Genomic DNA, 13,690 nt, shown 5'->3' with positions numbered 1-13,690 from the left:
CCGTACGGGCGCGCTCTTGTATCAGCGTGGTTTTTGGCATCATGCTCGCGCCTCGGCGCGTAGCCGGCAGGTCGGATTTTTGCGCCGGCTCACGACAAATTGCTGGGGATGGCCGGGTCGCGAATGGTTTCGGTAGAGCTCAAGGCCGTTTCGAAGAGCTGGGGCGGCGCAGCCGCCGTCGATAATGTCAGCTTCACCGTCGAGGGCGGCAAGCTCGTCGCGCTGCTCGGCCCCTCCGGCTGCGGCAAGTCGACCACGCTCAGGCTGATCGCCGGGCTGGAGGACAGCAGCACCGGCACGATCGCGATCGGCGGGCGCGACGTCACCCGTGCGGCTCCGTCGCAACGCGGCATCGCCATGGTGTTCCAGAACTATGCGCTGTTCCCGCATTTGTCTGTGGCGGAGAACATCCTGTTCGGACTGAAGGTGCGGAAGGTGTCGCGCGCGGATCGCGACGAGCGGCTCTCCCGCGCCGCCTCGATCCTCGGGCTCGCCGGCCTGCTCGAGCGCAAGCCCTCCCAGCTCTCCGGTGGCCAGCAGCAGCGTGTCGCGCTCGGCCGTGCCATCGTCGCCGAGGCGCCGGTCTGCCTGATGGACGAGCCGCTCTCCAATCTCGACGCTCAGCTGCGCGTCGAGATGCGTCGCGAAATCCGCGAGCTGCAACAGCGCCTCGGCATCACCATGGTCTATGTCACGCATGATCAGGTCGAGGCGATGACCATGGCCGACCAGGTCGTGCTGATGCGAAACGGACGGATCGAGCAGGATGCTCCGCCCGACCAGCTCTACGAGAATCCGGCGACGATCTTCGTCGCGCGCTTCGTCGGCACGCCGCCGATGAACGTCATCCCGCTCGCCTCCATTCTGGCGAGCGGCGGCACTGGCCTCTCGCCGCCGGCTCATGCCGAGCCGGGCTCGCTTGCGGTCGGCATCCGGCCCGAGATGACCGAGCTCACCGATGCCGGCATCGCGGCCGATGTCGTGGCCGTCGAATATCTCGGCGCCGACACGCTGGTCGAGACCCGTATCGACGGTCAGCCCTTCATCGTGCGCCGGCCCGGAAAGGTTCGCGCCGCGGCGGGCGACCGGGTCCATATCAGGCTGTCGCAGGCGGCGGTGCACTGGTTCGACCTGAAGACCGAGCAAAGGCTCGTCCTCGACTGACGACGCCTGAACAACCAAGGCGTTTAAAACGCCGTACAAAGGGGAGTGTGAGACATGGACAGGCGTGAATTTCTGGGCAGCACCGCGGCTCTGGCCGGTTCGCTCGCCATGGCGAGACCGGTCCTCGCCCAATCGGCCGAGCTTTCCTTCTTTTATCCGGTTGCCGTCGGCGGGCCGATCACCAAGCTGATCGACAGCTATGCCGCCGGCTTCGAGAAGGAAAACCCGACCATCAAGGTGAAGCCGATCTATGCCGGCACCTATCAGGAGACGATCGTCAAGGCGTTGACCGCGCATAAGAGCGGCACGCCGCCAGTGCTCTCGGTGCTGCTCTCGACCGACATGTTCACCCTGATCGACGAGGAGGCGATCGTTCCCTTCGATCCCTTCATCAAGACCGAGGACGACAAGAAGTGGCTGTCGAGCTTCTTCCCCGGCTTCATGGAAAACAGCCAGACCGGTGGCAAGACCTGGGGCATCCCGTTCCAGCGTTCCACGGTGGTGCTCTATTGGAACAAGGAGCTGTTCAAGGAGGCCGGGCTCGACCCCGAGAAGCCGCCGACGACCTGGGCGCAGCAGCTCGAATTCGCGCAGAAGCTGACCAAGCGCGATGCCGCCGGCAATACCAGCCAATGGGGCATCCAGATCCCGTCTTCCGGCTTCCCCTACTGGCTCTTCCAGGGGCTGACGACGCAGGCCGGCGCGATCCTCGCCAATCCGGCCGGCGACAAGACCGATTATGCCAATCCCGGCGTCGTCGAGGCGCTGCAGTACTGGGTCGACCTGGCGCAGAAGCACAAGGTCCACCCGCCCGGCATCGTCGAATGGGGCACCACGCCGCGCGACTTCTTCGAGAAGAAGGTCGCGATGATGTGGACCACCACCGGCAACCTCACCAATGTCAGGGCCAACGCCAAGTTCCCCTTCGGCGTCGCCGTCCTGCCCGCCGGCAAGAAGCCCGGCAGCCCGACCGGCGGCGGCAATTTCTACCTCTCCAAGAAGGCGAGCCCGGCCGAGCAGGAAGCGGCGTTCAAGTTCGTGCGCTGGATCACCACGCCGGAGCGTGCGGCGCAGTGGAGCGCCGATACCGGCTATGTCGCGGTGACCCCGGCGGCCTACGAGACCGAGGCGATGAAGAAATACGTCGCCGATTTCCCGCAGGCCCTCGTCGCCCGCGACCAGCTGCCGACCGCCGTCGCCGAGCTCTCGACGCATGAGAACCAGCGCGTCACCAAGGCGCTGAACGATGGCCTGCAGGCGGCCCTGACCGGCACGAAGCAGCCGGGCCCGGCGATGGCCGACGCCCAGGCTGAAGCTGAGCGCATCCTGAAGTCCTATCGCTGAGCCGATGACCAACCGCGCGACCGCGACGATCCATGGCTGGCTGCTTTTGCTGCCGGCCATGGCTTGCCTGGCCCTGTTCACGCACTGGCCCGCGATCGCGAGCTTCGTCGACAGCTTCATGTCGACCCCGCGGGCGCGCCGCCCGGCGCGTTTCGTCGGGCTCGACAACTACCAGCAGATGGCGGCCGATCCGATCTTCTGGAAGGCGATGGCGAACAATCTCTGGTTCGCCATGGGCACGATCCCGACCTCGATCGCGCTCGCCTTGCTGATGGCGGTCTGGGTCAATGACAGGATCGCCGGCCGCACTCTGGTCCGGATGGCCTATTTCACCCCGACTATCCTGCCGATGATCGCGGTCGCCAACATCTGGTTGTTCTTCTTCACCCCGCAATACGGCCTGCTCGAGCAGATCGTCGGCGCCTTCGGCGGGCGCTCGACCAACTGGCTTGGGTCGCAGGATACGGCGCTCTACGCCGTTACCGTCGTTGCGATCTGGAAGGAGGCCGGCTTCTTCATGATCTTCTACCTCGCGGCGCTGCAGGCGATCCCGCCCAGCCTCGGCGAGGCGGCTGCGATCGAGGGCGCCTCGCGCTGGACCTTCTTCCGGCGCGTGCAGTTCCCGCTGCTGATGCCGACGACGCTGTTCGTGCTGATCAATGCGGTGATCAACGCCTTCCGCATGATCGACCACATCTTCGTGATGACGCGCGGCGGCCCGGACAACGCGACGACACTGCTGCTGTTCTACATCTACCAGGTCGGCTTCGGCTTCTGGGACACCGCCTATGCGGCGGCGCTGACCTGCGTGCTCCTGTTGCTGCTCGCGCTGGTCGCCTTCGTCCAGTACGGCTGGCTCGAACGCAGGACGCATTATCAATGAGCGCCGCGTCTCAACCGCAGCCGGCGGCCACCAGCCGTCCCGATCCTTACGCGCCGAAGGGCCTGGCGCTGACGCTGGAATCGACCGGCGCGATCCTGCTCGCCTTGCTCTGGATTCTGCCTCTGGCCTATGCCGTGTGGGCGGCGATCCATCCGGCCGAGTACACGACCCGGTTCGAGCTGAGCGCGCCGCTGACGCTGGACAACTTCACCCGCGCCTGGGCGGCCGCGCCTTTCGCGCGCTATTTCCTCAACACTTTCATCCTCGTCACCATGATCCTCGTCTTCCAGCTCGTGCTGGGGACGCTCGCGGCCTACGCGCTGGCGCGGCAGGATTTCTGGGGGAGGGACATCGCCTTCGCGCTGATCCTGGCGCAATTGATGATCATGCCCGACGCGCTGATCGTCGAGAACTACCGCACCCTCGCCAGGGTGAACCTGATCGACACGATCCCGGCGATCGCCTTGCCCTATATCGCCTCGGCCTTCGGCATCTTCCTGCTGCGGCAGACCTTCAAGACCGTGCCGAAGGAGCTCGACGACGCGGCCCGCGTCGAGGGCGCCAGCCCGCTGCAGGTGCTGATGAAGGTCTATGTGCCGCTCGCCAAGCCGACCTATATCGCCTACGGGCTGGTCTCGGTGAGCTATCACTGGAACAACTTCCTCTGGCCGCTGCTGGTGACGAATTCGGTCGAGTCGCGGCCGCTGACGGTCGGCCTGCAGGTGTTCTCGTCGAGCGACCAGGGCATCGACTGGGCGGTGATCTGCGCCGCGACGCTGATGACCTCGGCGCCGCTCCTGGTCGGCTTCCTGCTGTTCCAGCGCCAGTTCGTGCAGAGTTTCATGCGCGCAGGAATCAAGTGACGACATGAATCGAGTGACGACATGGCGGCTCGGATGAAACTGATCACCTGGAACATCCAGTGGGCTCGCGGCATGGACGATCGTGTCGACCCGGCGCGCGTCGTCGCCCATGCCCGGCAGATGGCGGATTTCGACGTGCTCTGCCTGCAGGAGGTCGCGGACAATTTTCCCGAGCTCGACTTCAACGACGAGACCGACCAGTTCGCCCGTTTCGCCGAACTGCTGCCGGGCTTCACCGCGATCGAGGGCATCGGGGTCGATGTCGCTGATGGGAAGGGCGGCCGCCAGCGCTTCGGCAATCTCCTGCTGACGCGCTATCCGATCGCGCAGGCGCTGCGCCATCTTCTGCCCTGGGAGGCGGCCGAGACCCGCAACATGCCGCGCATGCTGATCGAGGCGATGGCGCTGACGCCGCTCGGCCCGGTCAGGCTGATGACGACGCATCTCGAATACTCGTCCTCGGAGCTGCGCGCCGCGCAGATCGACGGCATCCGCGAGGCCCACCGCATGGCGCTGGCGCGTCATGCCAAGCCTCGGGCAGCCGGGCCGCACACCTATCGGATGACGCCGAGCTCGGCGAGCGCTGTGCTGACCGGCGACTTCAACATGCGGCCGGACGATCCGGTGCTGGCACGGTTGCTGGCGCCGTTCGACGGTGGCGAGCTGCCGCTGGTCGACCTCTGGCCTTCGGTGATGGGCGAGGCGCCGCATCCAATGACCGCCAACCTGTTCGACCAGACCTATGGTCAGCCCGGCTGCCTCGATTATGTGCTGGCGACGCCCGATCTCGCGGCGCGAGCCCGCACCATCATTTGCGATATCGAGACCAAGGTCTCCGACCACCAGCCGATCCTCGTCGAGTTCGACCTCGGCTGAATGCCGCGCGCACAATCCCCCTTGCCGACTGGGCCACGATGATCTTCACACGCCAGGATCATGAGACGCTCGCAGGGATCCTCGCCGAGGCGGGCCGGCGCGAGGTGATGCCGCGCTTTCGCAACCTCGCCGAGGGTGAGATCCGTGAGAAGCGCTCGGCGACAGACCTCGTCACCGAGGCCGACGAGGCGGCGGAACGCTTCATCAGCGCCGAGTTGGCCAAGGGGTTTCCCGGCGCCGCCCTGATCGGCGAGGAGGCGGTCGCCGCCGACCCTGCCCTGCTCGAACGCCTCGCCGATGCCGAGCTCGCCTTCGTCATCGACCCGATCGACGGCACCCTCAACTACGCCTCCGACCTGCCGCTCTTCGCGGTGATGGCCGCGGCGCTGGTCAAGGGCGAGGTCGTCGCCGCGGTCATCCATGATCCAGTCGTCTCCGACAGCGCCATGGCGTTGCGTGGCGAAGGCGCCTGGCTCGCCGGCGACGGCACCAGCCGAGACCTGCGTGTGGCACCGCCAGCCGCCCCGCGCGAGATGACCGGGATGATGAGCTGGCAGTATTTCCCGGAGCCGCTGCGCAGCACGCTGCCGGGGCGCACGCCCGCCTTCGCGAATGTCTGCTCCTTGCGCTGCTGCGGCCATGAGTACCGGCTCGCCGCTGCCGGAAACGGCCATTTCCTGCTCTATGGCCGGCTCAACGCCTGGGATCACGCGCCGGGCTCGCTGATCCATGCCGAGGCCGGTGGCCATGTCCGCATGCTGGACGGGCAGCCCTATCGACCGGCGCAGCCGACGCTCGGCCTGCTCTGTGCGCCCGATGCGGAGAGCTGGCAGGAGATCCGCACGATCCTGCTGGGAGAAACCGCCTAGATCTCCTGCGCGTCCAGCTTGCGGTAGAGCGGCAGGGCGAGCGGCGCGATGCGGCGGATCAGGCCCTGGAAGGGCTGCGCCCTCGGCGCCGAGAGCGGCAGGCCCAGCGTCTCCAATGCCGTTCCTTGCGTCGCCTTGGCCAGTTCGCGGCCGAGCGAGATCGACAGCGCGACGGCGCGGCCGTTGCAGCCGACCCAGCCGAAGCCGTTCGGCCCGAGCTGATGGATGCGCGGATAGCCCGGTACCTGCGGTTGCAGCAGGTTGTCGGGGGTCATCCCGACATAACCGGACCAGACATAGTCGAACTCGACATCGCCGAGCTGCGGCCAGAGCCGCTTCAGCCGCGCCGCGACCGCCGGGCGCAGATTGGCGCCGCCAGCACCCGGCAGGATCGCGGCGCCGCCGGTCACCAGGCGGTTGCGGGCATCCCAGCGGGCGAAATAGAGCTCGCGATGCGTGTCCGACATCGCCTGCCGGCCGGGGATCACCGTCTTGGCGATGTTGTCGCTGACCGGCTTGGTCGCCATCTGCCAGGACAGGGCGGGGATGACCTCGCTGGCGATATCGGGGGCGAGGTCGGGCTCGAACTCGCTGGTATAAGCATTAGTCGCCAGCACGAGCGCGCGGGCCGTCACCGACCCATGTGCCGTTTTCACCAGCCAGCGACCGTTCTGGTGCGCCATGCTCACGGCCGGCGAGCGCGCATGGATGGTCGCGCCGAGCCTGAGCGCGACCTCGGCCAGGCCGCGGGTCAAGGCGAGCGGGTTGATATGACCACCGGTGGGGTTCCAGAAGCCGCCGTACCAAGCATCCGAGCCGAGCATCTCGGCCGCTGCCGCGCGATCGAGCAATTCGACCGGCGCGCCGATCGCCGACCATTCCCTGACGCGCTTCTCGGCGAGCTTGAAACGCCCCGGCGAATGCACCGGCTGGATCCAGCCCGCCTGCTCGGCTTCGGCCGGGATCTCGTATTTGCGCACGAGATCGAAGAGATATTGCGCGCTGTCGCGCAGCACTGCGTTGAAGCGTTCGCCGGCCTCGCCATGCCTCGCTACCATCGCGGAAGGATCGTGGCCGGCCAGCGTCGGGATGACCTGGCCATTATTGCGCCCGGATGCACCCCAGCCGGGTTCGGCCGCTTCCAGGACGGTGACGCCGACTCCGCTCTCGCGCAGATGGATCGCGGTCGAAAGCCCGGTGAAGCCGGCGCCGATCACCACGACATCGCTCTCGATTGCGCCTTCAAGCGTCCCGAGCACAGGGCCGGCTTGAGCCGTCGCAGCCCAGAGCGAGGGCGGCCAGGTGACGGGGGAGGGGGCAGTCATCGGCGACGTCTTTCGGCTGGGCATGAATGAGTGAGGACCCGCATGGCGGGCCAGCCTTATCCTTGCCGCCATGTCCGCCGAGCTGCAAGCAGGCTATTCCCAGCCGTTCATCCGAGGGAGAACAGTTTTCTATATTTCTTGGCTGAAACGAACTGATTCTACCAAATTTTGGCTTCTCCGCTCGTCTCCTTGAAAAGACTATTCTCCCGACGCTATGTCTGCCGTGCAGCGGGGGCTGCTGGAAACGTCATCCCGAAACGGTTGCGCCCTAACTTCCGTTCGGATGAACTCTCCTCCCGTTGGGTTCTGGTCAAAAGGGGCGTCATGCCGCTGAAGCACATTCTCGGTCTCGATCATGTCGTGGTGACGGTTCGCGATCTCGACGCGTCGGCCCGGCAATGGCAGAGCCTCGGCTTCACTGTCTCGCCGCGCGGCACGCATTCGCCCATTCTCGGCAGCGGCAACTACACGATCATGTTCGGCGACGACTATGTCGAGCTGCTCGGCATCCTGGCCGAGACCGAGCACAACAAGCCGACCCGCGACTTTCTTCGGGAGCGCGAGGGCATCGAGCGGGCGGCCTTCACCACCGATGACGCAGCCGCCGGCGCGGCCGAGCTCAAGAGCCGCGGGCTCGAGCCGCTCGGCCCGGTGCATTTCGGCCGCCCGGTTGACCTGCCCAATGGCGGCAAGGGCGAGGCCAAATTCAACGTCTTCCGCTGGCCGCTCGACGAGACTCCCGGCAGCCTGCGCATCTTCGCCTGTCAGCACCTGACCCGTGATACGGTCTGGATTCCCGAGCTGCAGAGCCATGCCAACGGCGCAAGTCGCATCATCCGCGTCGAGGTGCTCGCCGCCGATCCCAAGGCCGCTGCCGAACATCTGAGCCGGCTGATCGACGAGCCGGTGAAGCAGCAGGACGATGCCTGGCTGGTGCCGTCAGGCGGCAAGCGCGCCGATTTCCTGTTCTACGATGCCGCCGGCCTCGCCCAGCGCTATCCCGAAGCAGTGCGGGTCGGCGCCGGACCCGCCGGAGCGGTGGCGATCGTGCTGGCGAGCGCGGATCTCGATGGCGCTGCCAAGGCGCTCGGCTCCGTCGGCATCCGCCATGGCGCGACGCTCAGCGTCCCCGCCGCCTCGGCCAATGGCCTGATCGTGAGCTTCCTGCCGCAATAGGCCGGTTTCACCCTTTCGCGAACGGCCCCGTCGCATTGACGGGGCCTCATGACGACCGCATCGTGCCTGATATGCACGCCGGCCCAGGAGATCATCCATGGATATGACCCGCCGCGCCGCGCTGAAGACCAGCGCCGCCATCGCCTCCAGCGTGCTGTTCCCGATGCGCTCTTTCGCCCAGGAAACGCCGCGCAAGGGCGGTGTCTTCACCGTCCATTACGGCGCCGAGCAGCGCCAGCTGAACCCGAGCCTGCAGGCCTCGACCGGCGTCTACATCATCGGCGGCAAGATCCAGGAGCAACTGGTCGACCTCGACGCCAAGGGCCAGCCCGTCGGCGTGCTCGCCGAAAGCTGGGAAGCCGCCCCCGACGGCAAGACCATCACCTTCAAGCTCCGCCCCGGCGTGACCTGGCATGACGGCAAGCCCTTCACCTCCGCCGACGTGCAGTTCACGGCGATGGAGATGTGGAAGAAGATCCTGAACTACGGCACCACGCTGCAGCTCTTCCTCACCGCGGTCGATACGCCCGACCCGCTGACGGCAGTGTTCCGCTACGAGCGCCCGATGCCGCTCAACCTCCTGCTGCGGGCGCTGCCGGACCTCGGCTATGTCTCGCCGCGTCATCTCTACGAAGGCAAGGGCGACATCCGTCAGAACCCGGTCAATCTCGCGCCGGTCGGCACCGGCCCGTTCAAGTTCGTGCAATACGAGCGCGGCCAACACGTCATCGCCGAGCGCAACCCGAATTACTGGCGCCAGAACGCGCCGTATCTCGACCGGATCGTCTGGCGCGTGGTGACCGACCGCGCCGCGGCGGCCGCCCAGATGGAGGCCGGGCAGATCCATTACAGCCCGTTCTCGGGCCTGACGATCTCTGACTCGGCTCGCCTCGGCAAGGATCCGCGCTTCATCGTCTCGACCAAGGGCAATGAGGGCAACGCCCGCACCAACACGATCGAGTTCAATTTCCGCCGCAAGGAGCTCGCCGATATCCGCGTCAGGCGTGCCATCGCGCACGCGCTCGACATTCCGTTCTTCATCGAGAACTTCCTCGGCGACTTCGCCAAGCGCGGCACCGGGCCGGTCCCCTCGGTTTCGACCGATTTCTATCCGGCCGACAACGGCCCGCAGTACCCGTTCGACAAGAAGCTGGCCGCCAAGCTGCTCGACGAGGCCGGCTTCAAGCCCAGCACTGGGGGAACGCGCTTCTCGCTGCGGCTGCTGCCGGCGCCCTGGGGCGAGGACATCACCCTCTTCGCCACCTTCATCCAGCAATCGCTCGCCGATGTCGGCATCAAGATCGAGATCGTCCGCACCGATGGCGGCGGCTATCTGAAGCAGGTCTATGACGACCACGCCTTCGATCTCGCCACCGGCTGGCACCAGTATCGCAACGATCCGGCCGTCTCGACCACGGTGTGGTACCGCTCCGGTCAGCCCAAGGGCGCGCCCTGGACCAATCAGTGGGACTGGACCGACCCGACCATCGACAAGATCATCGACGATGCGGCGACCGAGGTCGATGCGGCCAGGCGCAAGTCGCTCTATGGCGATTTCGTGCGGCGCGCCAATACGGAGCTGCCGATCTGGACGCCGATCGAGCAGATCTTCCTGACCGCGATCAGCGCCAAGGCCCGCAACCACTCCAACACGCCGCGCTGGGGCTCGTCCTCCTGGCACGATCTTTGGTTGGCGGAGTGATCCCTTCGCTCACCCCAGCAGCCGGATCCGGCCAGTACCCATGCGTGTCCTAGTCCTCGCGGGGCGGCGTCTAGCCGCCTCGATACCGACGCTGATCCTGATCCTGATCGGGGTCTTCCTGCTGCTCCAGCTCGCGCCAGGCGACACCGTCGATGCGATGATGGCGCAGATGGGTGGCGGCGATGCCGCGACCGCCAAGCAGCTGCGCGAATTCTACGGACTCGACCTCTCGGTCTGGGCCCAGCTCGGCAATTATCTCTGGCGGCTGGTCAGGCTCGATCTCGGCTTCTCCGCGATCTACGGCAAGCCGGTGGCGACGGTGATCGCCGAGCGGCTGCCGGCGACCATCCTTTTGATGACCGCCTCGCTCTCCTTCGCCTTCTTCTTCGGGCTGATCCTCGGCGTCGCCGCGGCGCGCGGCGTCAACAAATGGCCGGATACGCTGATCTCTACGCTCGGCCTGATGTTCTATGCGATGCCCACCTTCTGGTTCGGGCTGATGGCGATCGTCGTCTTCTCGATCTACCTGCAATGGCTGCCGGCCGGCGGTTTCGAGGACATCACTGTCAGCTACACAGGCTTACGGCGGACGCTCGACATCGCCCTGCACCTCGTCCTGCCGACGCTGACGCTCGGCCTGTTCTACATGGCGATCTATCTGCGCATCATGCGCGGCTCGATGCTCGAGGTGCTGAACCTCGACTTCGTCCGCACCGCGCGCTCGAAGGGCATGGACGAGACGCGCGTCGTGGTGCGGCATGTGCTGCGCAACGCGCTCCTGCCGATGGTGACGCTGATCGGCCTGCAGGCCGGCACGATGCTCGGCGGCTCGGTCGTGGTCGAAAGCGTGTTCTCCCTGCCGGGGCTCGGGCGCCTCGCCTATGAATCGGTGATCCAGCGCGACCTCAACACGCTGCTCGGCATCGTCTTCGTCTCGGCGCTCCTGGTGATCGCGGTCAACTTCATCGTCGACCTGCTCTATGCCCGGCTCGATCCGCGCATCACGGCGGGGAACTGAGCCATGGACCTGGTGAAGCTTTACTTCCGCAGTCCGGCTGCCGTCATCGGCCTGGTACTGCTCATCCTTGTGCTCGCCATGGCCGCGAGCGCCGACTGGTTCTATCCGCGCGATCCGCTGGCGCTCGCCGGGCGGCCGCTAATCTGGCCGTTCAGCAATCCGCGCTTCCTGCTCGGCACCGACAATTCCGGCCGCGACATCGCCGCCCAGATCTTCCATGGCGCGCGCATCTCGCTGCTGATCGGCGGCGTCGCGACGGTGATCTCGGTCATGATCGGCATTACGATCGGCGCCCTCGCCGGCTATTACGGCGCTTATGTCGATACCGCGCTGATGCGCGTCACCGAGGCGTTCCAGACCCTGCCGAACTTCCTGCTGCTGCTGGTGCTGGTCGCGGTTTTCGGCTCGACCATCACCACCGTGACGGTCGCCATCGGCATCGTCTCATGGCCGGCCTCGGCCCGACTGACGCGGGCCGAGTTCCTCTCGCTGCGCAACCGCGAGTTCGTGCAGGCCGGCCGCACGCTCGGCCTCAAGGATGCCAGGCTGATCTTCGGCGAAATCCTGCCGAACGCGCTGCCGCCGGTGATCGTCTATGCCAGCGTCGTGATGGCGATCGCGATCCTGCTCGAAAGCGCGCTCGCCTTCCTCAAGCTCTCCGACCCGAACGTCGCCTCCTGGGGCAATCTGATCGGCGCCGGCCGCGACGTGCTGCGCGTGCAATGGTATGTCTCGGCCATTCCCGGCATCGCCATCCTCGTCACCGTGCTCGCCGTTTCGCTGGTTGGGCAGGGGCTCAACGACGCCCTCAATCCGAGGCTGAAGAGCCGATGAGCCCGATCCTCGTCCTCGACGATGTCAGCGTGAAGCTGCCGGCTGGCGGCGACCGCTCGCATGCGATGGCGGAGGTCTCGCTCTCGCTCGCGGCGAACGAGATCCTCTGCGTCGTCGGCGAATCCGGCTCCGGCAAGTCGATGACCGCCAACGCCATCATGCGGCTCCTGCCCGGCGGCGTCACGATCGACGGCGGCCGCATCCTGTTTGAGGGACGTGATCTCTGCGGCCTCGGCGAGGCCGAAATGCGCAAGGTGCGCGGCGCCGGCATCGCCATGATCTTCCAGGAACCGATGACGGCGCTGAACCCGCTGCGCAGCATCGGCGACCAGATCGGCGAGATGTTCGAGCTGCATACGGAGCTGTCGGCGGCCGAGATCAAGGCCCGCACGCTCGCTTTGCTCGAGGAAGTCCGCATTCCCGATCCGGCGCTCGCCTTCAAGGCCTACCCGCACGAGCTCTCAGGCGGCCAGCGCCAGCGCGCGATGATCGCGATGGCGCTGGCGCTCGATCCCAAGGTGCTGATCGCCGACGAGCCGACGACAGCGCTCGACGTCACCACCCAGGCACAGATCCTCAAGCTCATCCGCGACCTGCAGCGCCGCAAGGGCACGGCCGTCCTGTTCATCACCCATGATTTCGGCGTGGTCGCCGAGATCGCCGACCGGGTTGCGGTGATGAGCAAGGGCCATGTCGTCGAACAGGGCGAGACCGCTGCCGTGCTCGGCAACCCGCAGCACGCCTATACCCGCCAGTTGATCGCCGCGGTGCCGCCGCTCAAGGCGCCGCCGGCGCGGGTGCTGTCCGACGAGCCGATCATGACGATCGCGCACGTCTCGAAGACCTATCGCACCGGCGGCTTCCTCGGACGCGGCCAGCGCGTCACCCATGCTGTCAAGGACGTCTCGCTGGTGCTGCCCAAAGGCGCGACGCTGGGCATCGTTGGCGAATCCGGCTCGGGCAAGTCGACATTGGCGCGCTGCCTGGTGCGCTTGATCGATCCCGAGAGCGGCGAAATCCACCTGAACGGCATCGACCTCGCCAGCCTCAGCCGCGAGGAGATGCGCTCGGCGACGCGCCATATCCAGATGGTGTTCCAGGACCCATTCGCCTCGCTGAACCCGCGCCGCAAGGCCGGCGAAGCGGTGGCGCAGGGGTTGATCGTGCACGGCATGGCGCGGCCTGACGCCTTGGCCCGAGCGAAAGAGCTGTTTGGGCTGGTCGGGCTCGACCCGGCTTCGACCGAACGCTATCCGCACGAATTCTCGGGCGGCCAGCGCCAGCGCATCGGCCTCGCTCGGGCGCTGGCGCTGGAGCCGGATGTCCTCGTCGCCGACGAGCCGGTTTCGGCGCTCGACGTCTCCGTGCAGGCGCAGGTCCTGAAGCTCCTGGCCGAGCTGCGCCAGCGCCTCGGCCTGTCTATCGTCTTCATCACCCATGATCTGCGTGTCGCGGCACAAGTCTGCGACCTCGTCGCGGTGATGAAGAGTGGCGAAGTGGTTGAGAGCGGCCCGATCGGCACGGTCTTCGGCGAGCCGCAGCACCCCTATACGAAAGCGCTGCTCGCCTCGATTCCAGGCCGCGAGTTCGGCGACGGGCAAAAGTTCGCCGAAGAGGCGATGACCTGATTCAGGAA

12 protein-coding genes are annotated in these 13,690 nt (G+C 66.4%); 11 read left to right on the top strand and 1 reads right to left on the bottom strand.

The window, feature by feature from the left end:
* Positions 1-123 precede the first annotated feature (123 nt).
* Genes QO058_RS10705 through QO058_RS10680 form a run of 6 tightly spaced genes read left to right on the top strand, consistent with a single transcriptional unit; the run spans position 124 to position 5,999 of the window.
* Entirely contained in the window at positions 124-1,164 is a 1,041-nt protein-coding gene (locus QO058_RS10705) for an ABC transporter ATP-binding protein (protein WP_284171994.1), read from the top strand.
* A 54-nt stretch (positions 1,165-1,218) separates the two neighbouring features.
* Positions 1,219-2,508 (top strand): ABC transporter substrate-binding protein, encoded by a 1,290-nt coding sequence (locus QO058_RS10700; protein WP_284171992.1) that lies wholly within the window; start codon positions 1,219-1,221, stop codon positions 2,506-2,508.
* A 4-nt stretch (positions 2,509-2,512) separates the two neighbouring features.
* Positions 2,513-3,391, top strand: coding sequence for a carbohydrate ABC transporter permease (locus QO058_RS10695; RefSeq protein ID WP_284171991.1), 879 nt, complete (start codon positions 2,513-2,515; stop codon positions 3,389-3,391).
* Entirely contained in the window at positions 3,388-4,254 is an 867-nt protein-coding gene (locus tag QO058_RS10690; protein WP_284171990.1) for a carbohydrate ABC transporter permease, read from the top strand. Before QO058_RS10695 ends, QO058_RS10690 begins: the two co-directional genes overlap by 4 nt.
* A 33-nt stretch (positions 4,255-4,287) precedes the next feature.
* Positions 4,288-5,130, top strand: a complete 843-nt coding sequence (locus QO058_RS10685; RefSeq protein WP_284171989.1) for an endonuclease/exonuclease/phosphatase family protein — start codon at positions 4,288-4,290, stop codon at positions 5,128-5,130.
* 38 nt (positions 5,131-5,168) lie between these two features.
* Positions 5,169-5,999, top strand: coding sequence for an inositol monophosphatase family protein (locus tag QO058_RS10680; protein ID WP_284171988.1), 831 nt, complete (start codon positions 5,169-5,171; stop codon positions 5,997-5,999).
* Here the strand turns inward: QO058_RS10680 and QO058_RS10675 are convergent.
* Positions 5,996-7,324 (bottom strand): NAD(P)/FAD-dependent oxidoreductase, encoded by a 1,329-nt coding sequence (locus QO058_RS10675; protein ID WP_284171987.1) that lies wholly within the window; start codon positions 7,322-7,324, stop codon positions 5,996-5,998. The two genes, QO058_RS10680 and QO058_RS10675, sit on opposite strands and share 4 nt — an antisense overlap.
* 324 nt (positions 7,325-7,648) lie before the next feature.
* On the opposite strand from QO058_RS10675, the gene QO058_RS10670 reads away from it, so the two are divergent.
* From QO058_RS10670 to QO058_RS10650, 5 genes are all read left to right on the top strand, one after another.
* Positions 7,649-8,500 carry a VOC family protein gene (locus QO058_RS10670; protein ID WP_284171986.1) on the top strand — a complete coding sequence of 284 codons (852 nt, stop codon included), beginning with the start codon at positions 7,649-7,651 and terminating at the stop codon, positions 8,498-8,500.
* A 97-nt stretch (positions 8,501-8,597) separates the two neighbouring features.
* Positions 8,598-10,202 (top strand): ABC transporter substrate-binding protein, encoded by a 1,605-nt coding sequence (locus QO058_RS10665; RefSeq protein WP_284171985.1) that lies wholly within the window; start codon positions 8,598-8,600, stop codon positions 10,200-10,202.
* 40 nt (positions 10,203-10,242) lie between these two features.
* A complete protein-coding gene (locus QO058_RS10660; RefSeq protein WP_284171984.1) occupies positions 10,243-11,220 on the top strand; it encodes an ABC transporter permease in 978 nt (325 codons plus the stop codon).
* A gap of 3 nt (positions 11,221-11,223) precedes the next feature.
* A complete protein-coding gene (locus tag QO058_RS10655) occupies positions 11,224-12,054 on the top strand; it encodes an ABC transporter permease (protein WP_284171983.1) in 831 nt (276 codons plus the stop codon).
* Positions 12,051-13,682 carry an ABC transporter ATP-binding protein gene (locus tag QO058_RS10650; protein ID WP_284171982.1) on the top strand — a complete coding sequence of 544 codons (1,632 nt, stop codon included), beginning with the start codon at positions 12,051-12,053 and terminating at the stop codon, positions 13,680-13,682. The genes QO058_RS10655 and QO058_RS10650 overlap by 4 nt, the downstream gene beginning before the upstream one ends.
* The last annotated feature ends 8 nt before the right edge of the window (positions 13,683-13,690 follow it).

The organism is Bosea vestrisii (assembly GCF_030144325.1).
Taxonomy (GTDB): Bacteria; Pseudomonadota; Alphaproteobacteria; order Rhizobiales; family Beijerinckiaceae; genus Allobosea; species Allobosea vestrisii_A.
The sequence above is the reverse complement of the archived record's forward strand: the minus strand, read 5'-3'. Positions and strand labels throughout refer to the sequence as shown.